This window comes from Flammeovirga agarivorans (genome assembly GCF_012641475.1).
Lineage (GTDB): Bacteria > Bacteroidota > Bacteroidia > Cytophagales > Flammeovirgaceae > Flammeovirga > Flammeovirga agarivorans.
Genome location: NZ_JABAIL010000001.1, coordinates 549,650 through 574,347 on the forward strand (window position 1 = coordinate 549,650; position 24,698 = coordinate 574,347).

At 34.1% G+C, this 24,698-nt stretch carries 18 protein-coding genes and 1 tRNA gene; 9 read left to right on the forward strand and 10 right to left on the reverse strand.

Annotation, left to right across the window (positions count from 1 at the left end):
- Positions 1-57 precede the first annotated feature (57 nt).
- The 3 genes from HGP29_RS02315 to HGP29_RS02325 all read left to right on the forward strand — a co-directional run bounded on the left by HGP29_RS02315 (position 58) and on the right by HGP29_RS02325 (position 3,669).
- Entirely contained in the window at positions 58-1,053 is a 996-nt protein-coding gene (locus HGP29_RS02315) for an AraC family transcriptional regulator (protein WP_168880699.1), read from the forward strand.
- Between the two features lie 485 nt (positions 1,054-1,538).
- Positions 1,539-2,534, forward strand: a complete 996-nt coding sequence (locus tag HGP29_RS02320) for a helix-turn-helix domain-containing protein (protein WP_168880700.1) — start codon at positions 1,539-1,541, stop codon at positions 2,532-2,534.
- 145 nt (positions 2,535-2,679) lie between these two features.
- The gene (locus HGP29_RS02325; RefSeq protein ID WP_168880701.1) at positions 2,680-3,669 is read left to right on the forward strand and encodes an SDR family NAD(P)-dependent oxidoreductase; all 990 of its coding nucleotides are present in this window, start codon (positions 2,680-2,682) and stop codon (positions 3,667-3,669) included.
- Positions 3,670-3,787: 118 nt separating this feature from the next.
- Here the strand turns inward: HGP29_RS02325 and hemN are convergent, their stop codons facing one another.
- Positions 3,788-5,152 (reverse strand): oxygen-independent coproporphyrinogen III oxidase, encoded by a 1,365-nt coding sequence (gene hemN / locus HGP29_RS02330; RefSeq protein ID WP_168880702.1) that lies wholly within the window; start codon positions 5,150-5,152, stop codon positions 3,788-3,790.
- Between the two features lie 135 nt (positions 5,153-5,287).
- Complete coding sequence (locus tag HGP29_RS02335) at positions 5,288-6,076, reverse strand: PhzF family phenazine biosynthesis protein (RefSeq protein ID WP_168880703.1); 789 nt, start codon at positions 6,074-6,076, stop codon at positions 5,288-5,290.
- 219 nt (positions 6,077-6,295) lie between these two features.
- On the opposite strand from HGP29_RS02335, the gene HGP29_RS02340 reads away from it, so the two are divergent.
- Complete coding sequence (locus tag HGP29_RS02340; protein WP_168880704.1) at positions 6,296-6,784, forward strand: DM13 domain-containing protein; 489 nt, start codon at positions 6,296-6,298, stop codon at positions 6,782-6,784.
- Positions 6,785-6,835: 51 nt separating this feature from the next.
- Here HGP29_RS02340 and feoB read toward each other — a convergent pair whose 3' ends face one another.
- Both feoB and HGP29_RS02350 read right to left on the reverse strand, forming a co-directional pair.
- On the reverse strand, positions 6,836-8,947 hold the full coding sequence (gene feoB / locus HGP29_RS02345) for a ferrous iron transport protein B (protein WP_168880705.1): 2,112 nt from the start codon (positions 8,945-8,947) through the stop codon (positions 6,836-6,838).
- Positions 8,948-8,953: 6 nt separating this feature from the next.
- Complete coding sequence (locus HGP29_RS02350) at positions 8,954-9,178, reverse strand: FeoA family protein (protein WP_168880706.1); 225 nt, start codon at positions 9,176-9,178, stop codon at positions 8,954-8,956.
- Positions 9,179-9,348: 170 nt separating this feature from the next.
- Between HGP29_RS02350 and HGP29_RS02355 the strand changes: the two genes are divergently transcribed.
- Complete coding sequence (locus HGP29_RS02355) at positions 9,349-10,275, forward strand: alpha/beta fold hydrolase (protein ID WP_168880707.1); 927 nt, start codon at positions 9,349-9,351, stop codon at positions 10,273-10,275.
- 38 nt (positions 10,276-10,313) lie between these two features.
- Here HGP29_RS02355 and HGP29_RS02360 read toward each other — a convergent pair.
- The 5 genes from HGP29_RS02360 to HGP29_RS02380 form a co-directional block, all read right to left on the reverse strand.
- Positions 10,314-10,387: transfer RNA gene (locus tag HGP29_RS02360), tRNA-His, on the reverse strand.
- Between the two features lie 169 nt (positions 10,388-10,556).
- Positions 10,557-12,707, reverse strand: a complete 2,151-nt coding sequence (locus tag HGP29_RS02365; RefSeq protein ID WP_168880708.1) for a glutamine synthetase III family protein — start codon at positions 12,705-12,707, stop codon at positions 10,557-10,559.
- Positions 12,708-12,997: 290 nt separating this feature from the next.
- A complete protein-coding gene (locus HGP29_RS02370; protein ID WP_168880709.1) occupies positions 12,998-14,125 on the reverse strand; it encodes an outer membrane beta-barrel protein in 1,128 nt (375 codons plus the stop codon).
- Positions 14,126-14,337: 212 nt separating this feature from the next.
- On the reverse strand, positions 14,338-15,636 hold the full coding sequence (locus HGP29_RS02375) for an ammonium transporter (RefSeq protein ID WP_168880710.1): 1,299 nt from the start codon (positions 15,634-15,636) through the stop codon (positions 14,338-14,340).
- 338 nt (positions 15,637-15,974) lie between these two features.
- Positions 15,975-18,362 carry a type IA DNA topoisomerase gene (locus tag HGP29_RS02380; RefSeq protein WP_168880711.1) on the reverse strand — a complete coding sequence of 796 codons (2,388 nt, stop codon included), beginning with the start codon at positions 18,360-18,362 and terminating at the stop codon, positions 15,975-15,977.
- A gap of 322 nt (positions 18,363-18,684) precedes the next feature.
- On the opposite strand from HGP29_RS02380, the gene HGP29_RS02385 reads away from it, so the two are divergent.
- Complete coding sequence (locus HGP29_RS02385) at positions 18,685-19,497, forward strand: hypothetical protein (RefSeq protein ID WP_168880712.1); 813 nt, start codon at positions 18,685-18,687, stop codon at positions 19,495-19,497.
- 50 nt (positions 19,498-19,547) lie between these two features.
- Here HGP29_RS02385 and HGP29_RS02390 read toward each other — a convergent pair whose 3' ends face one another.
- Positions 19,548-19,784 (reverse strand): hypothetical protein, encoded by a 237-nt coding sequence (locus HGP29_RS02390; protein WP_211093177.1) that lies wholly within the window; start codon positions 19,782-19,784, stop codon positions 19,548-19,550.
- Between the two features lie 264 nt (positions 19,785-20,048).
- Between HGP29_RS02390 and HGP29_RS02395 the strand changes: the two genes are divergently transcribed.
- The 3 genes from HGP29_RS02395 (at position 20,049) to HGP29_RS02405 (ending at position 24,634) form a co-directional block, all read left to right on the forward strand.
- Positions 20,049-20,732 (forward strand): ABC transporter ATP-binding protein, encoded by a 684-nt coding sequence (locus tag HGP29_RS02395; protein ID WP_168881222.1) that lies wholly within the window; start codon positions 20,049-20,051, stop codon positions 20,730-20,732.
- Positions 20,733-20,738: 6 nt separating this feature from the next.
- Positions 20,739-23,180 (forward strand): ABC transporter permease, encoded by a 2,442-nt coding sequence (locus HGP29_RS29050; protein ID WP_168880714.1) that lies wholly within the window; start codon positions 20,739-20,741, stop codon positions 23,178-23,180.
- 116 nt (positions 23,181-23,296) lie between these two features.
- On the forward strand, positions 23,297-24,634 hold the full coding sequence (locus tag HGP29_RS02405) for a hypothetical protein (protein ID WP_168880715.1): 1,338 nt from the start codon (positions 23,297-23,299) through the stop codon (positions 24,632-24,634).
- Positions 24,635-24,698 lie beyond the last annotated feature (64 nt).

Sequence of the window (24,698 nt, forward strand, 5' to 3'; positions counted from 1 at the left end):
GATTACATCTTACCCGGCAGATTTATAAAAGAAATCATCATTACACTTTTAAATACTATGCAAAATAATCTATTAAATCAATCCCTACGTTTTTGGAAATTATTATTTCAAGGAAATATTGAAGGCAATACAATGAGATTTAATAATAACATTGGAAAAGGTATCGTACATGCTTACCATATTTCTGATGAGTTAGAAATGTTATTATTTGATTATACATTAAGAAAAGGGATTGAATTTAAATTTGACACTTTTGATGATAAAGAAGTATTAGAATATGTTCCGATCCTTTTCGGTGAGCCAGTTGATAATAAATTAATGATTAACGAAGAGGATGGTTCTGTAGATAAAATTAATATTAATTCAATCGGTGCATTTTGTTCTAATTCGTATAGATCGTTAGGTTTAGATTATACAGAAAATATGGGCAAGCCATTACGTTTTATCTCAATAAGATTACGTAATGATGTTTTCCAAAAATATATTTCAAAGTCAGAAAATATTCGTTCTCTTTTTAATTCAGAAAAAGAATACTTTATCTATGAAGAGTTTGATTCTAGTATGAAAGAGACTTTCAATAGATTATATGAAATTTCTGAAGATTCTGATTACGCACTAGATCACTTCGAAGTTTATGCTAAATTTTTAGTGACATCGTTCTTCACAAAAGTGAATGATAGAAAGACAATTAGTAAATCCAATAAATACACTTACCATTTAGATCCTGTATATAAGGCGAAGGAAATCTTAAAGGATAAAGCCAATACAAAAATCACCATCGATGAATTGTCTAAAGAATGTGGATTAAGTGGGAGCCGTTTAAGAGCATTATTTAAAGAAACATTCGGAATTACGATTCATCAATTCCAGCAAGATGAAAGATTAGAAACTTCTAGAAAAATGTTGTTGGAAGGAAATATGACAATCATGATGATTGCAATGGAATTAGGTTTCTCTAGTGCAAGTCATTTTACCATGGCATTTAAGAAACGATTTAATATCACTCCCAAAGAGTTTCAGAAAAAAGAATATGCAAGTAAACTTTCTGCATAGTTCATCAATTTTATATAAAGAGAAAGAGGTTGTCTTAACTATAAGTCAACCTCTTTTTTCAATTTATCTTGCATAATCTAATAAGCAACAGATATTTAAATCAATGGTTGTTGCTCATGTAAAATTCATAATATAGTCTACTTTGTTATTTTAAATGTGTTTTTAAAGATTGAAAGTCTTTAGATTGTAGCTTTATGGGCGTGTTATTATAGTTACTTCAACGAACTTCTTATAGTAGTGCCATTTTAAAAAACAGTTGATTTTTTTCGAAAAAAAACTTCGTAAACCATTTATTCCAAAATTGTTTAAAAACCTTAAATAGGATTTGCTTTTTCTTATAGATTTTAATCATTTTTTGTGATTATCCTTAATACATCCTCCGTAAAATAATAGAACAGTGTCTGGACACCATAGAGTAATACTAGATGTTTCTGACTTTATTTTTTATACTAACCTATTTTTTATAACTAATTTTTTTGCACACTATGTTTAACAAGAGTTTAAATAATGCCTTACAAAAATGGGCCGAGTTATTAGGAGGAGCAGTGAATAACAATATTGTAACCATTAATAATGATAAAGCCATAGGAACAATAGAAGGCTTCTCAATATCTGAGGATATGGATTTATTGAGATATGATTTTACAATTCTTAAGCCTGTCCATTTAAAAGCATCTGGTAAAGAACCTTTTCAAGATTATGAAGTTCCTATTTATTTCGGGGAGCCCTTAAGTAAATCAATCAAAGTGATGAGTAATGAGGATGGTACGCTTACAAAAATGAATACCACTTCGATAGGTGGCTTTTCTTCTAACGCTTTCACCCACTTAGATTGTTCGAATGAAAATAATATCAATAAGCACATGAAGTTGATTTCTGTAAGAGTTAAGAACAATGCTTTTGAAAAGTATGTCAACTCAACAGAAAATATCAAAAAACTATTTGATACCTCTAAGCACTTCTTTGTATATGAAGAATTAGATTTAAGCATGAGAAACATCTTTAATAACCTTATGGATGTGGATATTTCAACTCCTTTTGCAAAAGAACATATAGAAATCTATGCTAAACACTTACTGGCGACATTCTTCTTAAGAATCGAAGAACGAAAGAATATTGAAGCCTCAAATACATATAACTTTCATGTCGAACCTGTTTTTAAAGCAAAACAGATATTGAATGATGTAAAAAATGAAAACCTCAATATCGATTACTTAGCAAGAGAATGTGGGTTAAGTGGTAGTAGATTAAGAGTGCTCTTTAAAGAAACTTTTGGTATTACGATTCATAAGTACCATCATGATATTCGATTGGATGAGTCAAAGAAACTATTAATCGAAGGGCAAAAATCGATCATGATGATTGCTATGGATTTAGGTTTTGCAAGTGCAAGTCATTTTACTACTTCATTTAAAAAGAGATACAATACCACCCCGAAAGATTTTCAGAAGAGTATTTTTGGGAATAAAATATATGCATAAGAAATATAAAGGAAGTCGATTTTGACTTCCTTTTTTTGTGAACTTATTTTCCAATTCTTTGATCTTTTTCGCCAATTGATCCTTGTAGAAATCGACCACCTTTGTAATGTTCAGAAAATAAAAAACTATAAAACTCTTATCTACTATGGAAACATTACAACCTCAATCGCAATCAGTTCTTATCACCGGTGCAAATGGCGGAATGGGAAAAGAAACTACTAAACTATTAGCTAAAAAAGGATATAACAGAATTGTTATGGCTTGTAGAACTGAAGGTAAAGCCGAAAAAGCAAAACAGGAAATAGTTACAGAAATTCAGCCATACAAAGTAGATGGTTTAGAAGTAGCAGGAGGTTTTGATATGAACAATCCTGATGAAATTGAGAAAGCGGTAAATGCTTTACCTGCTAATAAACCTTTTGATGTGGTTTTTCTTCAAGCAGGGGGAGTTGTTTTTGGTAAAGATTTCGAGTTTATCAATTATAAAGGAAAGAAAATAGAAAGAACCATTTTCCAAAATACTCTTGGAGGTTACGTAACACTTTTTCATCTAAAAAGAAGAGGGTTATTGAAACCAAATGCCCGAGTGATATTTGCAGGAGGCGAAGGAGCAAGAGGAATTCCTGGAATGATTGAAAAACCTGAGTTTACTTCAGCACAACATCTAAATCAATATGTCTATGGTAATGTGAAATCAAAATATGTTGATATGAATGCCATGGGAGTAAGCAAGTACAGTTCTGCTATTTTAGTTCAGAAATTGGCGGAGTTATATAAGGATGAATTCCAAACGGTATGGTTTACGCCTGGTTTAACGTATGGTACCAATGGTTTGGCTTCTAAGCCTGCCTTTGAACGTTTTATATTCGAAAAAATCGGTTTTGGAATTATGGCTTTCTTCGGGTTAGCTCAAAGCCCAGTGGCTGCTGCACAAAAATATGTTGATGCTATTGAAGGAAAATATGGAGAAAATGGAGATGTATTAGGAGCACCAGAGAAAAAAATGTTAGGCTCAATATCAGATCAAAAACCAATGAATAGTTCATTGACAAACCAAGCTTTGATAGATGAGTTTTACTCTATTGTGGTAGATACTTTTGGTGAAATTCCAAAGAAAGAGAAAGCTACTGCATAGCAAAGAAGTCGTTCCAGACAATTTAGATAGTTAAGAGTATAGAGTGATGAAGTTTATTGACTTCTCACTCTTTCTTTTTAATAAAAAAGGCTAAATATTTCTACTTAGCCTTTTTAATTTATATTGTTGATGAGAAAATTCTTGATTGTGGTTTTGCAACCAACATTCTCGCATCTAGCGTCATGCAAATATTCCTTACAAAAGGTCTTCCTTTTTCTGTTACTTCTAAGGATCTATCATTTACGATCACTAAACCATCTTTTTGCATTTCTTCTAGCTTTTCGTCTAGATTCGCAAATAGAGGCAATTGAGCGGTCATATCGTCCCATTCTGTTTCGAAGTGACACATGATATTTAGAATATGCTTTCGTACCAATAAGTCTTCTTCAGATAAAACATGTCCTCGATAGATAGGTAATTTTCCATCTTCAATTACAGCTTTATAGTCTTCAACCTTTTTAATATTTTGAGCAAAAGAAGTCCAAGAATCTGAGATCGATGAACATCCAAGACCTACCATTAATTGAGTATAAGTAGGTGCATAACCCATAAAATTACGGTGCAGTGCTTTTTTATCAGCAGCGATTGCTAGCCCATCTGTTGGTAGTGCAAAGTGGTCCATACCAATTTCTACATAGCCAGCCTTTTCAAACATTTCTTTTCCTACTTCATACAATGCTCTTTTCTCTTCATTAGAAGGTAAATCTTCTTCTGAAAAACCACGTTGTCCTGGAGCAGTCCAAGGTACATGTGCGTAAGAATAGTAAGCAATTCTATCAGGTCTTAAAGCGTTAGACTTTGCGATAGTATCTTTTACACATTCTAATTTTTGGAATGGCAAACCAAATACTAAATCAAAGTTGACAGAAGTATAACCAATTCTTCTTGCTTCATTGGTCACAAATTCTACTTGTTCGTAAGATTGAACTCTATTAATAGCTTTCTGAACAACTGGGTCAAAATCTTGAATTCCTAAGCTAATTCTTGTATACCCAACATCAAAAAGAGCTTGTAAATGTTCTACTGTTGTATTTACTGGGTTGGCTTCAAAACCCATCTCAGCATCTTCATGAAGTTCAGCAAATTCAAAAATTCCTTTCGTTAACCTTTGTAAGTTTTCTGGGCTAAAGAACGTTGGAGTTCCTCCCCCTAGATGAATTTCTTTGATTTTTGCTTTTTCCTCACCAAAAATAGAAACATACATTTTCCATTCTTTTAGTAAAGCATCGATATATGAATCTTCAACCGAGTGGTTGATTGTAATTCGTTTGTTACACCCGCAGAAAGTACATAGCTTCTCACAATAAGGAAGATGAATGTATATACTGATACCATCTTTTGCATTACTTGCTTTAAAAGCTTGAGCAACATGTTCAGACCATTGCTCTACAGTAGGGTCATTATCCCAATAGGGTACAGTAGGGTAGCTGGTGTATCTTGGTCCGGGAACGTTGTATTTTCGAATTAGTGTCTTATTATCCATAATCATTTTTACAGAGAAATTCAATTACAAAGGTAGTCATAGATAGAATTGAAAGTGAGGATTGTTGTCATCAGAATTGATTTTTTTATTAACAATATTCAACAGAAAATCCATATTTCAATTCATCTGATTTTTCTAAACGAAAATCTCTCCTTTTAAATATGTAACAGCTTTGCCTGATATCAATACTCTTTCTCCCTTGTCTACACAATGTAATACACCACCTCTTTTTGAAATTTGATGAGCAATCATGTGCTTTTTATTTAGCTTTTCAGACCAAAAAGGAATTAAAACAGTATGAGCTGATCCTGTAACAGGGTCTTCATTGATACCAATACCAGGATGAAAAAATCTAGAAACAAAATCAACATTATCTCCTTTTGCTGTAGCGATAATACCTAAGTCTGGACTTTCTTTATTGATTAAATTGAAATCTGGAGTTAGAGAACGGACTTCTTCTTCAGAGTCTAATTCTGCAACTATAAACATACCTTGTTCATAACACTGTTGTACTGTTTTTCCTAATGCTTTCTCAATAAATAAAGGTTTAGTAATAGCACTGGCTTTCTGACTTGGGAAATCCAACGTTAATCCATTCTCATTTTTTTCTACAATTAATTCACCACTTAAATGGGATTTGAAAACAACTTTATTGTCATTATATTTTGTGTGTTCGAATAAGTAATGAGCAGCAGCCAGGGTAGCATGTCCACATAAACGGATCTCACTTTCGGGTGTAAACCATCTTATTTGATAGTGATCTTTATGAAAAACAAAGAAGACCGTTTCTGCTAAATTATTTTCCATTGCTATGTTTTGCATCAGCTTTTCATCGATCCAATTTTCAAGTGGAACAACAGCGGCAGGGTTACCTTTAAAAATTTTTTCACAAAAAGCATCAATTTGATAGATTGAAAGTGTCATGATTTTAATTTTAGTACGACTAATAAATTGAAAGTATATGTTTTATTATTTAATTACACTTGGAAAAGTGATATGATCAATATCAAAAGTATTTGTTTTCATTGCTAAAAAACAAAATTAAAGTGGCTTAAGTTATATTACTTCAAAGTGTAATTTGTGATAAACAATTATTCGAATCAAGCAAAACAATACATTACCAAGCTTACAATTACTACTATCATGAAAAAAATAATTTTCTCAATCATTGTTCTTTCATTATGCTTTTCAACTTCTTGTTCAAAGAATGAAGAGCCTGAGCCTTTAGACTTATCTACATTAACTCCTCAAGATGATGATGCCAACTCTAATAATGATGCGGAGGAAGATACTGAAACTGGGGATATGGATGAAAACATGGAAGAAGAAGAGACCGAAGGGTTAATGGGATCTTTTCAAGGAAGTGCCCATCCAACTTCAGGTGATGTGAAAATTGTCAACGACACCGTAATTATGTCAGATAATTTTAAATCTGATGATGGTCCAGATCTATACATTTACCTAGCACAAGATGTAAATGGAAACGGGTTTATTGATTTAGGGACCTTAAAAAGTACATCAGGAGTTCAAGAATACAGTGTTCCTGCTGGAGTAGATTACACCAAGAATAAATACGTTATGGTATGGTGTAAAAAGTTTAATGTACTCTTCGGCTATGCTGTAGTGGAATAAAAAAAGGGAAGTTTCAATTAGAAACTTCCCTTTTTTTTGAGCTGTATTAGACTAGAACATATGGTAAGCAATTAATGCACCTACATAAGCTAAACCACTCATATATATAAATTGAACAACAGGCCATTTCCAGCTTTTTGTTTCTCTTTTTACTACCGCTAATGTAGACATACATTGCATAGCAAATACATAGAAAATCATCAATGAGAAAGCAGTAGCTTTTGTAAATTCATGTTTTCCTGTAACTGGGTCAACTGCAGTTGCAAGTCTTTTTCTTAATGGTGCAATATCATCACCGGCAGATCCAACACTATAAATAGTAGCCATTGTACCTACAAAAACTTCTCTTGCGGCAAATGATGTAACCAGTGCAATAGAGATTTTCCAATCATAACCTAGAGGAGCAAAGATTGGCTCAATACCTTTACCGATGATACCTACATAAGATGCTTCAATTTGTTTTGAAGCTACATAATCTTCAGTTTCTAATTGATTGAAGCCTTTAAATTCAGCTTCTTTTTCTGCAAGTTGAGTAGCTTCTTCAATATTATCTCCAGGACCATATGATGCTAAAGCCCATAGAACAATAGAAACAATCATAATCACTTTACCTGCTTCCATAACAAAAGTATTTACTTTTTCACTTACAGTTAATGCGACATTTTTCCAGTGAGGCATTTTATAAGAAGGTAATTCTATTGCAAGGAATGAAGGCGCATCTGCTTTCAATATTAACTTGAAAATAAAGCCAGCAATTAATGTAACTACTATGCCCAATAGATATAAGCCCATAAATGCCAATCCTTGTAAGTTAAATACGCCCCATACCATTTCATCTGGTACAGCGAAGGCGACCAGTATTGCATAAACAGGAATACGGGCAGAACAAGAAATTAATGGCGTCACTAAAATAGTAATCATTCTTTCTTTCCAATTGCCAATTGCTCTAGCAGCCATTACAGCAGGAATTGCACAGGCACCTCCAGAAATTAATGATACAATCGAACGTCCACTCATACCAAATTTGATCATCAATCGATCAAACATATACACTGCTCTAGACATATAACCAGACTCTTCCATTAATGAAATAAGGAAGAAAAGTATAGTAATTTGTGGAACAAACACTAGCACTCCACCAAGACCTGCAAGTACACCGTCTAATACAAGATCCGTAAACCAGCCTTCCGGCATGACACCTTTAAGGTATTCACCAATAGTAGCAATACTTTCATCAATGAAATCCATAGGAGCAGAAGCCCAAGAAAAGATAGACTGGAATACTAACATTAATAATCCGAAGAATATTAATGGACCAAATACTTTGTGAGTAACAATTCTATCTAATTTATCACTAAAACTATCTTCTTCAGAAGCTTTTTCTTTTACAGCTTCTTGAGTCAGTGGTGTAATGAAGTTATAACGTTGAAGCGTTTCGTCAATCTGAAGTCGCATGTCTTTGAAGTCATGCTTTTCAGTAATATTCTTAATTTCCTCTTTGGAAGAAAGATCTATAAATGGTAACTGATCATAATGATGTGCCCAAAGTAATGCTTGGTAATCGTTGATATTTTCATTTAGTTTTTTGATATCAATGATAGAAGCTTGTTCAACTGCACTAAAGTTGAAAGTTTTAATAGTAGATTCAGAAGAAGTACTAATTACTTGTTGAACTTTCTCTTTTAACTCGGCGATACCTTCTCCAGTTCGTCCATTGATTTTCACAACAGGAACTTTAAAAGCATTCTCAATTTTCTTTAAATCTAATTCAAACCCTTTTTTTTCAGCGATATCAGACATATTTAATCCCAAAACTGTTGGGATCCCGAGGTCCTTTACCTGAGATAATAATAATAGGTGTCTTTCAAGGTTTGTTGAATCAGCTATATATATAATTGCGTCGGGATAATCCTCGGAAGAAGGGTTAGCAAAAGTGTTGAGAACAACTCTTTCATCAGATGAAGTAGGATATAAACTGTAAGTACCAGGGAAATCAATTACGGTAGCTTTATGGTCGTTGTCTAATGAAGTAGTTCCGATTTTTTTATCAACCGTAACTCCTGGAAAGTTACCCACTTTCTGACGTAAACCTGTTAATTGATTAAATATAGAAGACTTTCCAACATTTGGATTGCCTAGTAGTGCTATGGTTTGTTTGTTCATGATTTCTTAGTCTATAGTAGCAAATACAGTTTTGGCTTCTTTTAAACCTAAAGCAAAAGACTGTTGTTCAGATTTGATATATAAAGCTCCTCCAAATGGTGCTTTTCTTAAAATCTGAAGCTTTTTACCTGGATATAAACCAAGTTCAATAAGTCTACTACCTACCACTTTATCTTTGAACTCACAGATTGTTCCAACCTTTCCGTGAGGTAATGTATCGATACTGACCATGTTTGTTATTCTAATCTCGAATGAAAGTCTTATTTAGACTTAATATTGATAGGCGAAGATACAATTCTGTTCTGAAATTTGGTAGTGAATATTTTTAATGAGGGGAAACTTGTTGACTTATTTATCAAATTTTCAATAAATTGAATGATTACTCACTAATAAATAAGTAAATGACCTCTCCTCAAATAGACAACATCACAAAAGACGAACTTTATGTTTCTGTTGGATCAGACCAATTGTATGTGAAAAGGTATCGACATCAAAATGCCCAAGAAGCTATTTTAATGATTCATGGAAGTGTCGAAAGTGGGCGTATTTTTTATTCCAACTCAGATAAAGGAATTGCTCCATACCTCGCTCAGAAGGGGTTTGATGTATTCGTTGCTGATTTTAGAGGTAGGGGAAAAAGTACTCCCCCTGTTTCTTCAAAAAGTAAGAACAGACAAATTGATGCTATAGAAGAAGAAATACCAGCATTATTGAATAGAATTAACCAGGAATATGATGCGAAGGTAAATATTCACATTGTTGCACATTCTTGGGGCGGTGTATGGATGTTGGCACATTTAGCAAGACATCCAGAGTTAACAATAAAAAGTATGGTCTATTTGGCTGTTAAGAGAAGTATCTCAATAAAATCATTTAAAAAGTTTTTTGAAGTAGACCTTGTATGGAAATGGCTATCCGGCTTAATCACAAATATTGTGGGTTACTTTCCAGCAAAAGAAATGAAGATTGGTGATGAAAATGAAAGTAAAGGTGTTTATCAAGATTGTAAATCCTGGGTATATTCTTTAGATAAGTGGGTAGATCCAACAGATGGTTTTGATTACCTGAAAGCGTTTGAAAAAAGATCAGATTTACCACCAACTTTATATTTAACGGGAAAGAAGGAATATTACTTGGGGCATCAGCAGGATGTAAAAAGGTTGATGAAAGAAGTGAATAACACAAAAGACCAATTTATTTATTTGTCGAAGGATAATGGGTATGCTTTAGATTATAACCATATAAATATCTGCACAGCAAAGGAAGCAATTGAAGACCATTTTCCCATCATAGACCTTTGGTTGAAACAACAAAAACTAGCACAATAAAAAAAGACTTACCATTTCTGATAAGTCTTTAAAAGTTGGGCGAACGATGGGATTCGAACCCACGGCCCCCGGAACCACAAACCGGTGCTCTAACCAACTGAGCTACGATCGCCATTTTTTTTGCGTTGCAAATATAATATGAAGAATTAAAAAAATGCAACAATTACCTAGATAAAAGTTGCATTTTTTTATAAATGACTTGTTTTCAGTGGGAAAAATGCCCTCATGACTCCAAAGAATCATGAGGTGTATAAACATCCCACATTATATTATATCCTTAATTACTTAAGGAATAACATTTCTGAGTATTTCGGTAATGGCCATTCAGCGTCATCAACGAATAATTCAAGACGGTCAACAGCTTCACGGATAGTGTCAAAGTATTTAGTTTTGATGCTATCACAGAACTCAACAGCTTGAGCATTTGTGTCCTCGATTTCAAGAACTCTATCACGCTCTAATACCATTGCAGCTACACCTTCTTTAGCAGTCTTCATGAAACCAGTTACTTCTTCGATAGTAGTAACGATTGCAGAAGCGTCTAAACCAAGATCTTTTAACTTAGCAGCCGAGTCAACTAATTTAGCAACATAGCTAGTAGCAGCAGGGATTACTTTGTTTAATACGATCTCTTCCATAGTCTTAGACTCGATATCGATCTTAGTAGAGTAGATCTCAGACCATACATCATGACGAGCTTCGATTTCTTTTTCGCTAAATACATTGTGCTTAGCGAAGATCTCTTTAGCTTCAGAAGAAATGAAGAAGTCTAATGCTCTTGGAGTATCTTTAACGTTAGAAAGACCTCTTGATTCAGCCTCATCTACCCACTCTTGAGAGTAACCGTCACCTTCGAAACGGATAGCTTCAGATTCTTTGATGTAAGAAACTAATACTTCTCTGATAGCAGCCTCTTTGTCAGTACCAGCACCAATCTTAGCGTCTACAGCAGCTTTGAATTGTGATAATTGCTCAGCAACGATCAAGTTCAATACTGTCATTGGAGTTGCAGTGTTTTGGTGTGAACCTACCGCTCTGAACTCAAACTTGTTACCTGTAAATGCAAATGGAGAAGTACGGTTACGGTCAGTGTTATCTAACTTAAGACCTGGGATCTTGTCGATACCTAACTCGATAAATGCTTCACCACCTTCTTGGTATACTAATTTACCTGATTCAGCAACTTCGTTTAAGAATTCAGTTAAAGTAGAACCTAAGAATACTGACATAATTGCTGGAGGAGCTTCGTTTGCACCTAAACGGTGATCGTTACCTGCAGAAGCAATTGATGCTCTTAATAAATCACCATACTGGTGAACAGCTTTGATAGTGTTTACTAAGAAAGTTAAGAAGTATAATGAACCTTCTGGTTGGAATAAGTTACGGCCTTTGTTAGTGATCAATGACCAGTTGTTATGCTTACCAGAACCGTTCAAGTTAGCAAATGGCTTTTCGTGTAATAATACAGCGAAGTTGTGCTCACCTGCAACTTTCTCCATAACGTCCATCATCAACAAGTTGTGATCTACACCAGTGTTGATTTCTTCGTATAATGGAGCTGCTTCGAATTGACCTGGTGCTACCTCGTTGTGACGAGTAGTAATAGGAATACCTAATTTATGGCATTGGAATTCGAAGTCTTTCATGAATGCTGCAACTCTTGGAGCAATTGAACCAAAGTAGTGGTCATCTAATTGTTGACCGTGTGGAGGTTTTGCACCAAATAATGTACGACCTGTGATATATAAATCAGGACGAGCAGCATAAAATGCTTTGTCAACTAAGAAGTACTCTTGCTCACAACCTAATGAAGCAGAAATACTAGTTACACCATCCTCGAAGTAGTTACATACATCGATAGTTGCTTTATTGATTGCTTCTTGAGCCTTCAATAATGGTGTTTTATAATCTAATGTATCACCTGTGTATGAAACGAAGATAGTAGGGATACATAAAGTATTATTACTAATGAAAATAGGAGATGAAGGATCCCAACCTGTATAACCACGAGCTTGGTTAGTAGCTCTGATACCACCGTTAGGGAATGAAGATGCATCTGGCTCTTGTTGAGTTAACGTAGAACCTTTGAACGTTTCAATACCTTTAGTGTAATCAAAGAAAGAGTCATGTTTCTCAGCTGATGAACCAGTTAATGGTTGGAACCAGTGAGTGTGGTGAGTAACACCTTTAGAGATTGCCCAAGTAGCTACAGCAGATGCAACAGCGTCAGCAGTAGCCTCATCGATTTTAGTGCCATGTTTAACAGCTGATTCTACTTTCTTGTAAATAGCAGGTGCTAAAGATGCTTTCATTTGTGGAAGACCGAAACAATCTTCTCCGAAGTAATCAGAGATTCTGTTTGACGGAGTTTCTACATTTTTCGCGCTTCTAGATGAAGCTGTCTCTAAGGCGTTAAAACGAAGATTTGTCATTGTAATGTGAGATTAAAAAAACAAAAGCTTCGAACTTCTGATAAATACCGATAAACAAATAGATAAGTACATACAGTAGTTCGTTAGCTGAAGTTGTTAAATTGTTTATGTTGTAAATATGACTTAGATTTTCAAAAAAATCAAGAAAAAATGGGATTTAAGGGTGAATTTTCATGCAAACACCTTTAAACTTATGAATTTTTATAAAAAACAGGGTCTTTTTTAAATATAAAGCCGATCAAGGAGTGCTTGATCGGCTTCGTATATATAAATAGTATTGTTAGCTATTCTTAGAATGCATAAACAACTGCTAAAGTAGCTTGAGTAGCCGATTTAGAATCTAAGTTACCAGCAGCTTCAGCATCTTTGCTACCAAAGAAGATTTCTGAGTCAGCAGTATCGAATCTAAATTCAGGGATTACTGTCAATGGACCTAAAGCAACGTTACCAGTTAAAGTTACAGCGTTAACTGCACCGTCGAAGTCCTCAGTAGAGTTGTCAGCACCATATACTCTTGCGATATCTTTGAAGTATTCGTAACGAGCACCTAAAGCAAATGTTTCAGTTAAAGAGTATTGTAAGTAAGTTGCAACACCTGAGTATAATTGGTCAGCTTGTAAACCTAAGTCAGCATCTGTGTAAGCATCTTTCTTGTCAGCCCATGCAGCATTAACACCTAAGTAGAATGCATCAGATACTTGGTAACCTGCAGTTAAGTCAACAACAGTTCTTGTAGAAGAAGAGAAACCGTTTAAGTAAACATCAAGACCGTCAACTGGAGCAACATATAATTGAGCACCAAAACCACTCATACCTAAGTTAGGAGCAGCATTGTATGAATCCCACTCGTTAGTAAAGATACCAACCATTAATGCAACTTTGTCAGAGAATGAGTAATCAAACTTAAGACCTGCATTTTGGAAAGGACCGTTAGAGAATAAGTATGAAGTAGAGTAGTTGAAGTTTCCTGTTGGAGAAATTACTTCATAACCTACGAATGTACCCATGAAACCAGCAGTTGCTGATAATTTCTCAGATAATTGGTATGAAGCATATAAGTTTTGAATGTGGAAGTTACCGTCTCCGATTGATCCATTAGATCTTGGACCGAATGATAAGTCAGCAACAAATGAAGCTTTACCTAATGTTTGTGATAATATAACGTTAGCCATACCTAAGTTGATAGAGTTTTGACCTTCGTTAAAGCTTGTACCGATATTCATTGCATCTGTTCCAGCGAAATCATAGTTATAGAATAAATCTACTGAACCAGAAATAGAAAGTTTGTTAGCTTCTTCTTCCGTTGTTTCTTCTACCGACTCTTCAGGGATAACTACTTCTTCAGTTTTATCTTGAGCCATAGCGAACGATCCTGCTACCAATAATGGTGCAACTAGGGAGAAAATCTTAGTTTTCATCTTGTAGAATAATTAAAATGAGGTGAATAATAATATGTTGGATTCATATACTTACTTCGCACACAAAGAAGTAACTATACGTTTTAACTTCGAGTAATAGTAGAAGTTATAAGAGTGAGATTGTTGTTTTACGACTTTTTAAAAGTCATATAACGGATATTTTTGAATTCAATTGGAGAGATTATTTAATCTCTCCAATTGATATATATTTCTTAGTTATCGAAAGTGATAGTATAACCACGGATACCATGCTCATGGCTATCAAGACCTTCGTTTTCATGCTCTTCAGATACTCTTACACCGATAGTGAATTTCAAGGCGAAGAATAAAGCTAATGAAGTTGTGAATGCTACTGCACCGTAAGCAGCTACACCAGTTAACTGAGTGATGAACTGATCGAAACCAGCCTTTTGTCCTAGAACACCAATTGCTAAAGTACCAATGATACCACAAGTTAAGTGAACTGAAACTGCACCAACACAATCATCAAGTTTTAATTTGTCCATACCAACAGCAGAGAATACTACGATAACACCACAAACTAAACCGATAAGGATTGATTCGTTTGGTGACATTTGGTCAGCACCAGCAGTAATACCTACTAAACCAGCAAGGATACCGTTTAATACCATACCCAAGTCAAAACGCTTGAACATGATGTAACCACCTAACCATCCACCGATAGCACCTGCAGCTGCAGCTAAAGTTGTAGTTACTAATACTAATGAGATCGACTCAGCATCAGCTGATAATACTGATCCACCGTTGAAACCAAACCATCCGAACCATAATAAGAATACACCGATTACAGCTAAAGGAACTGATGAACCTGGCTTGTCAATTACTTTACCGTTCACATATTTACCTTTACGAGCACCAATTGCAATGATACCAGCTAAAGCTGCCCATCCACCAACTGAGTGTACTACTGTAGATCCAGCGAAATCATAGAATCCCATTTGAGATAACCATCCGCCACCCCAGTGCCATGAACCTAGTACTGGATAAACGAAACCTACAAGGAAGAAAGTGAAGATAAAGTAAGCAGAAATCTTAATACGTTCAGCAACCGCTCCTGATACGATAGTCGCACAAGTTGCAGCGAACATTGCTTGGAATAAGAAGTCTGTCCAATAAGTGTAAGCACCACCTGCGTAACCTAAAGAAGTATAATCTGCAGGAAGGCTGATTCCCCAACCAGAGAAACCGAAAACACCGTTGAATTCGCCTGGGTACATTAAGTTGAAACCAAACCAAGCGTAAGAGATAATACCTACACTTAAATCAACTGTGTTTTTGAATAAGATGTTTACTGTGTTTTTAGCTTGAGTGAAACCCGCTTCAACACATGCAAAACCAAGTGCCATGATGAATACTAGCATTGTTGAAACTAGCATCCAAACGTTGCTTGTTGTTAGACTTACTGTTTGTAATTGCTCAGCTGTTACAGCTTGAGCGACTGATTCTGTTGCCAACGTTGCATCGGCAATTAGGTGAATAGATGAGAACATTGCAGTCAAAAATTAAAAATTATAAGATAGTGTCATATTCATTTTAAATGTGATGATATTCCGTTTAGTGAGGATCTTAGAGATCCCCAATAAACGGATCACTCACATCTATTAAGGAAGAGAAATAAAAAGATTGGAAGATTCTTTTGTACTTAACTCCCTTGATTTCATATTACAATTGTAGAGTCTCGTGTTAAGAATTGCAAATGTGAGGTTAAAAAAATACCCTGTTTTCCTTGAAATATATAATATTTTCAAAAAATAGGGTGTTTTTTTATGGAGATTGCAATGATTTTGTTTGAAAATTTGAATTAGTAGGATTAAAAATTAACCTACAATTATTCAATTTGTAGTAATATTTGGAAGTTAGGGTCGAATTTTAACCTACCATTTGACTTTTTACCACTTTTTTCGGTAAATCCCTTGATTTTTGGGGTGGATCCCTTTTGAATAAGAGATTTTAACTGATTTTTTGTGATTTTTTTACCGTAATTCTCAAAAGGCACCTTAAAATCACACCCATTTTTCCAATTTGAGCACCCAAAAGCAGATTTTCCCTCTAAAATTTGACCTTTTTGACATTTTGGACATATAAGAGGAGCTTCTAAGGTCTCCTTGAATTCAATTTTACTCTCATTATTTAATATAAGGTAGCCTTGTTTTGTTTTTCCATCAATTTTCAACCCTTTTAGTTCAGGTGTCCTACCTTTTATAATAAGAGATTCAATTTGCTTATCTGTTAACTTTTTATTCTCGTAGTCAAACTTAATAAGAAAATCACATGACTTGTCTTTAAACCCTAGACAGCCATATGCACTATTTCCTTTTATTACTTCCTTTGTTTTACACTTCGGACAGGTGAGGGATATTTTTTGTTCACTCTTCTTTTTCGTTTTTGGTTTCTTCGACACTAGACTTTCTGTTGGAGTCTGAATCTTGAAATTAGAGCGTACTGATTTTACATTTTGTACGACTTCAGTTACCATTTCTTTAATCTCATTCATAAAGAGATTAATTTCATAGGTGCCGTCTTCTATCTGTCGTAATTTCTTTTCCCAAATACCAGTAAGTTCCGCAGATTTTAATAAATCATTTTGAATGGTAGCAATGAGGTCAAGTCCAGCTTGTGTAGGAATAATATTCTTTCGTTGCCTTTCTATATATTTTCTTCTGAAAAGAGTTTCAATAATATTGGCTCTAGTTGATGGTCTGCCAATACCGTTTTCTTTCATTGCTTTTCTTAATTCTTCATCGTCAATATTCTTTCCGGCTGTTTCCATCGCTCTTAATAAGGTAGCTTCCGTAAACAGTTTTGGTGGTTTTGTTTCTTTAGTTAATACTGAAGGAGTGTGTGGCCCTGATTCCCCAACTTCAAAATTGGGGAGAGTTTGTTCTTCTTCTTCTCCTTTTTTCTTTTTCTTCTTTGCTTCTTCTTCTTCCTCCTTTTTATATAGTATCCTCCAACCCGGATCTAGAATTTCTCTTCCGGTAGCTTTAAACTCAGCCTTATCTACTTGACCCATCACTTCCGTTTTTGCTACTTTACAGTCTGGGTAAAACGCAGCGATAAATCGAAGGGCTACTAAGTCGTAGACTGCAGCTTCTTGGGCATTCAAGTTTCGAGCTGCAATTTTGGTAGGAATTATTGCATGGTGATCGGTTACTTTCTGATCATTGAATATTTTCTTGGTTTTTCTGAAAGCAGATTTAAACAATGGAGCAGTTTCATTTTGGAACTTAGTTAATGCTCTCATTGTTGGTCCAATTTCGGGATACATATTATTAGGTAGATATGTTGTATCTACTCTCGGGTAGGTTAAGACCTTTTTTTCGTATAAGCTTTGAGCAATTTTTAAAGTTTGCTCAGCAGAAAAACTAAACTTTTTGTTACACTCTACTTGTAAAGAGGTAAGATCAAATAAATAAGGAGGAGCTTCATTGCCTTCTTTTCTATTGGCAGAAGTAATTTCAAAAGGCTTGTCTTTAATATAAGCTAATCCTTTATCTACAATTTCTTTTGATGTAAACTTTCCTTTTGTAGAATTAAAAGTAACATTTCGATATTTCGTTTTTAATTCCCAGTATTTTTCACTTTTGAAGTTTTGAATTTCTAAAAAGCGATTAGCAATAAGTGCAAGGGTAGGTGTTTGTACTCGACCAATAGAAAGTAATTGTTTATACCCACCAAATTTAATGGTGTATAATCTAGTAGCATTGATTCCTAATAGCCAATCTCCAATAGCTCTGGCACTACCTGCTGCATATAGTAAATCAAAGTCTTTTTCTTCTTGAAGTTTCTTGAATCCTTTTTTAATTGCTTCTTCAGTTAATGAAGAAATCCAAAGTCGTTTTACAGGTACTTTACATTTAGCTTGTCTAAGTACCCAACGTTGAATTAACTCTCCTTCTTGGCCAGCATCACCACAGTTGATCACTTCAGTAGCAGAATTTACCAGGGTTTCAATGACTTTGAACTGCTCTTTCGAACCACTATTATTAATTAGCTTAATAGCGAATTTAATAGGTATAATAGGAAGCGTGACAAGATCCCACCTTTTTAAGGTAGCATCATAATCATGTGGTTCCTTCAAGGTACACAAGTGCCCAAAGGTCCAAGTAACTTGATATCCATTTCCTTCAAAATACCCATTTCTCTTTTGAGTAGCTCCTAATACTTTAGCCAAATCCCTAGCAACACTAGGTTTCTCCGCGATACAAACTTTCATAATTCAAAAAATTCAAGAATCTAAAGATCTTAAAAATTGATGGAATCAAAAATGTATGAGATTATTTAAATACTTATTGAAAACTGAATGAAACGATTATATTTATAGTATTAACAAATGATAAGATTTAATTGAACGATTGATTAAACTTCATTTTACCTTATCCGTTAGTTAAATTATGAAGACCAAAATCTCTTCAAGAAATAAGAGAATAAGCTATTGATGGAACCTTTTTTGTCTTAAATTAAGTGTTACTTAATAAAATTCTCTTTAAATTATTTATTGAACACACTCGTTATAAAGCAATCAATCTAATTACACTATGAAAAAAAATAATTTAAGTTACCTGTTCGCTTTCTTATTGATGTTAATTTCTTCTGTATCATTTGCTCAAGAAGATAAGCAAATTGCAGAGCTGATTGAAAGAGTCATTGAAGCTAATAAGCATGCTAACAATAGTGTTGAAAAAATAAACAACATCACTGATATCTTCAGACCAGATGCCATAATTAATATCACTCGTATTGGTGTGGATGGTTCTAGAAATCATAATGTATTGAGAAAAGCAGATTATAAAGCTGTATTTGTCTCTCAATACCATCAAAATTTACATAGAGAATCAAACCTTAATATGCATGAGGTGAGAGTACAAGGAAATGTAGCTGTAGCCTCTTTTTCATTAGACTATACTATCATGGCTGATACAAAAAATAAAGTTGTATCAAAAGGGTATGAATCTATGGTAGCTACTCTTGTTCGTAGAAACGATAAATGGGGAGTATTGGAATTAAATATTACTGATATTGAAGAAGAACAATATCAAGGAAACTGTTCTTGTGAGTTGTACAAGAATCCTAATACTGGACAAGTAATTGCCAAAGTAGGAGCACCAAAAGGTGATAGATTTGAAAACGATCTTAATAACGTCTACAAGAGAAAGAAAGGAGGCGTAACCTACTTTATGGTAAAAGGAATTGTCTTTGAATGGAAAGATTTAAATAAAATCTGGACAGTAGATTCAACAATGAAGAGAATTGAACAGTTGGGGCCTGCAAAAACAGATGATGATGCAATTATGTTAATCTTGCGTTATGTTTATAAGGACGAATGTTCGGAGATGAAATTATTACAATAAAAAATGCCTCAATTTGAGGCATTCAGAATATCTTTGGAGTGTAGCTTTTGCTATGCTCCTTTTTTATTGGGATTAGGTACGAACAAATGATCAGATAAGATATAATTGATATCTAAATTTTGTAACTGATTTGTGATATCGAAATACGTCTTGTTAAAGTCTTGGTAACTTTTTGCAAAGAACTCGATTTCATAGTGAGGTCGATAGTCGATCACTCTGAAATTGTATTTTTCAATGATGTGATAGACCTGTTTTTTATTTTCGATAAGTAGTTTAAAGGTTAACATAATGGGTAGGTTTATGAGAAATGGGTTGTCAATAAATTTTCGTATCATAAGAATAATAAAGTTTTTTGAAAATGTGTTCATCTATCTAGAAATCTCAAAATAGAATAACCTTATTGTACAGTAATTCTGTGATCGATGAGTCCATTTTTGAACACAAATAAGAATTGTGTTTTTACCTTAACTCCCTGATGTTCTTAAAATCTGCAAAAAATGAATAGTTGTTGTAGGATATAGTTGTAATCATGAATTAATATGAATAAACCGATAATACAAATACAAAATATCAACAAGTCTTACAAAAGTGAAGACAATGAAACTCTTGCTCTTAATCATGTGACTTTGAATATACATGAGGGAGAATTTGTATGTATTATGGGCCCTTCTGGATGTGGTAAATCAACCTTATTAAATATTGCAGGATTACTAGATTTACCCTCGGAGGGAGAAGTGATTTTTCAAGGAGAAAATGTCGTCAATATCTCATCAAAAAAGAGAGCTCAGCTAAGAAGAAATTATATTGGTTTTGTATTTCAAAGCTTTAATCTAATAGATGATCTTACTGTTTATGAGAATATTGAGTTACCTCTGATTTACCAGCAAGTAGCACCTAACGAGCGAAAGTTTAGGGTAGAAAAAATCATGGATAAACTTCAAATTTCTCATAAAAAAAATGTATTTCCCACTCAAATTTCTGGTGGACTTCAACAAAGAGTGGCAGTAGCAAGAGCTGTAGTCTCTCAACCCAAACTTATATTGGCAGATGAGCCAACCGGTAACTTAGACTCTGAAAGAGGGCGCGAAGTAATGGAAATCCTTCAATCGTTAAATGACTTAGGAACTACTATCTTGATGGTAACCCACTCTACAGCAGCTTCAGATTATGCTAGTAGAATTATACATCTTTTTGATGGTCAGATTGTTACTGAAAATCTTCATAAAGGTAAATAAATAACAGTGTTAAGAAATTATATACTTATAGGCATACGTAACCTCCTCAAACATGGAGTGTATTCGGGTATCAACATCGTTGGTATGTCGATGGGTATAGCATTTTTTTCGTTATTATTTCTTTTGGTCAACTATGAAATGTCTTATGATGAATTCCATAAGGCATATGATAGAACGTATCGTATTGTCGAAATTATTGATACTGAGGATATAGGTGAACGATCTGCAAGTGTACCAATAGGTTTGGGACCAACCTTAAAGACCCTTTATTCGAACTATGTAGATGCTTCTGTACGGTTTTTCAACCATCAGGCTTATTCTCATATGGTGTTTGCAAAAGACCGACAGTATAATGAAAAGCACCTATATTTTACCGAACCCGACTTTTTTAAAATATTTAATTTTCCTTTAATCGCTGGTGATCAATCAACGGCTTTAGAAGAACCTCAAACAGCTATTGTAACAAAAGAAATTGCTCAAAAATACTTTGGAGATGAGGACCCCATCGGTAAAAAAATTCTATATGAAAACCGCTTCTATTTAACGATTACTGGCGTAATTGATAAAACAAATTACCCTTCTCACTTAGATTTTGAAATACTGGTCTCTTTTAGTACCCTTTTACTTACTGATCAGGAAATAATGCTGAGAGACCGTTGGGTATGGAACCCTTGCTGGACCTATGTTTTATTAAAGGAGGGAGTAAAACCAGAAGAGCTTGAAGCAGATTTTGAAGTACTCTACCAGGATAAATCTAAATTTCCTGATTATCTGAGAGATTATGTGCAGTTATATTTACAGCCTATTTGGGAAATACATTTATATTCTGACCTAGATTTTGAGATGTCACCCAATGGAGATTATATGTATATCTATATATTCTCATCTATTGCCTTAATGGTACTTCTGATTGCCGCTATTAATTTTATGAACCTTTCTGCAGTACGTTATTCTACGAGAATGAGGGAGGTTGGAATTAGAAAGGCAATAGGAGCAGATCAAACAGAATTGATTTTTCAGTTCTTAGTAGAGGCGATTATCTTAAGTATACTTTCCATGTTTGGAGCAGTAATGTTTATGGAACTCTTGTTTCCATTAATTTATCCTATGCTTGGTGATTCAGGTTTTATCTTAAGAGAGGTAGATACTCAAAAGCTTATTATTTTGATAGGCGGTAGTGGTATTTTTGTCGCAGCATTATCTAGCTTCTATCCATTATATTACCTATCTGGTTTTAAACCTATTGATGGATTACAGGAGTCTAAACGAATGGGTAGACAACAAAAAGGATTTAGAAAATGGAGTGTGATTGTACAATTCATTATTGCGATGTTTTTGTTGTTCAGTACTTATGTCTCTAAGAGGCAATTGGATTTCATGAGAGAATCTGATATTGGTTTTGATACTAAAGATGTCATGCTAATACCACTAGGTGAAGTAAGGTTTCAGTCCAATCAGATCTTTAAGCTGAAAAAGGAATTTTTAAATATATATGAAATAGAGGCGGTTACGGGAATTGATGAAATTATGGGCGTTTGGGTTCAAAATTACCCTATTTCATTCAAGGTAAAAGACAAAGTTTATCCTTCTTCTTTCTATGCAGGAGTGGTTACCAACCCAGAATTTTTTGATGTTTTTGATGTCAAAATAATTGCAAAAAATGATTTATATAATGATGGAGGATTATATAATAATCGTTATATTTATGTGAATGAAGCGTTTGTGGACTTTATGGGCTACACTAGTCCAGAGGAGGCCTTGAATACTACATTTTGGAGTAAGAATGGATACATTAATAAAATAGCTGGTGTTGTTAAAGACTTTAACTACGAACCTGTACATAAACCAATTGAACCATTTGTAATAGACATCAATAATGTTTGGCGACTAAAAGGGAGCTATGCGATTAAGTTTTTAGCTTTAAAAATAAAATCAGGAGCCAATTGGACAGATGTTGAAAGAAAACTGGAAATCTTATGGTCTAAAGTGATTCCTTACCGATTGATGGATGTCTTTTCATTGAATGATAAAATTGAAGCATCCTACCAAAAAGAAGAACGATTAGCTAGGGTATCATTAATATTTTCGATCATCGGTGTAATTATAGCCAATATGGGACTTTTCGGGTTGTCTTCTTTTATTACTGTTCAGAGGAAAAAAGAAATAGCGATTAGAAAAGCTCTAGGAATGGAAAACATTCAGGCGATGCTATTATTATCTAAAGAATTTTTTACTCTCGTAGGAACTGCATGTTTGATTGCTTGGCCTACAGCTTATTTAGCAATGAGGTTGTGGTTAGAGAATTTTCCTAAAATTATAACCATTGATCTTGGAGCTTATATTTTTTCAGGTGGTGTTACTTTGGTATTAACTTTCCTAACAGTAAGTTATCATGTTGTAAAAGTTGGAATAAAGAGTCCTGTTGAGGATTTGAAGTCTGTTCAATAAATTTTAAAAGCAACTTTTGTAATATATTGATATTTAAAAAAGGTCACCACTTATATTTCTTATCTTAAGGGAAAGAATCCTACCTGTATTCAAAATTTTGTACGAACAATTTACTTGTGGAATTAAAATCTTTACGAGAACTATCGCAACCTGATTATCAAACTAGAGAAGATGATTTTTTTACTGAAATCTATAGAGAAGAAGACTTAAAAACATTATCTGACCAATTATTTTCTCTACTCACTATTACTGTAAGATACCAGCCATTTGACACAGTAATAGAAAGGATAAGGCAATCTCTGCCTTTGATGGGGTTTGATATGCCTAATGAAGGGCAGCAGCTACACAGGGACTTATCGTTACAACATTTGAGGCTTTTAGAAAATGTTGGAGAGCGAGATGTGAAAGAAGCCTTGAACTCATTGGAGGAATTACCTCTAAATGATACTTCCTACTATCTCAAAATTATTGCTCCTCTGATTCTCTGCCACCGAGTTAGTAACTGGGAGACCTATAAATGGGTCGCTTTGGAAATTGTGAATTATGCATTCGAAAATGGGAAGTCTGAAATTACTGCTTTTGGTTGTTTAGCATTAGCAAGGTATATGATTACTCGATATGAAGATATCAGAATTGCTCATGAGTATGCCAAGTTTGCCATTACTGAGATCATGAAGTCAGACGATGATCTTTTTATCAATAATTTTCACTCAGATTATGCTTTTACAATACTTCCGTGGATAGAAAAGACAGATGTTTGTCTTCAGCATATTAAAGATTACTTCAATTATGCTGAAAGATCGAATGATAACTTTTCTGTCAATCGAGATGTGAAAAGATATTATCAGTTACTTCTATTTAATGGTTATAATAAAGAAGAAGCTTTAAAACTTACTTTCTCTGAGTTATCAGAAGGGAAAATCGAAATGTTCCCTCAAGTGGAGGAGGTGTTAGATTACTTTCAATTAGAGAAAATTACGGAGCGTTCTAATCTTGAAAAAGTAATTATGGTGATAGACAGTGAACCTGAAATGTATGAAGGGAATCTTTTACATCCTGCACTTCTTTTACTCAAAGCGGTGCAGATCAATAATGATCATGTTCAAGATGAAGGTTCTTTAAGGAAAATATTGGATCGATTTAAATATTGGGCGGGTTACTCCCCAGATATATTTAATGTTTGGGTAGCATTTGTTGAGGCAGAGTGGAGGTATTTCAAGAAAGAATATACAGTAGCTCAAGGTTTATATGATAAAGCACTTGACTTTGTTAATAGTAATAAGAATGATTTGAAATGCTTGATCGCATTAAGAAAGCTTGCTGTCTTTTATCAAGCGAAGGATAGTGGGATTGATACCAAGCAATTGTACCAGAATACTTTGAATATGTACACATCTTTTGGAAATACGAAAGCAATTGAAACATTGAAATCAAGATTTCAGATATCAGAATAAATAAAAAAGACCTAGAAACATCTAGGTCTTTTTTCATCTCTATATCTAAGTGTACCACCCAGTA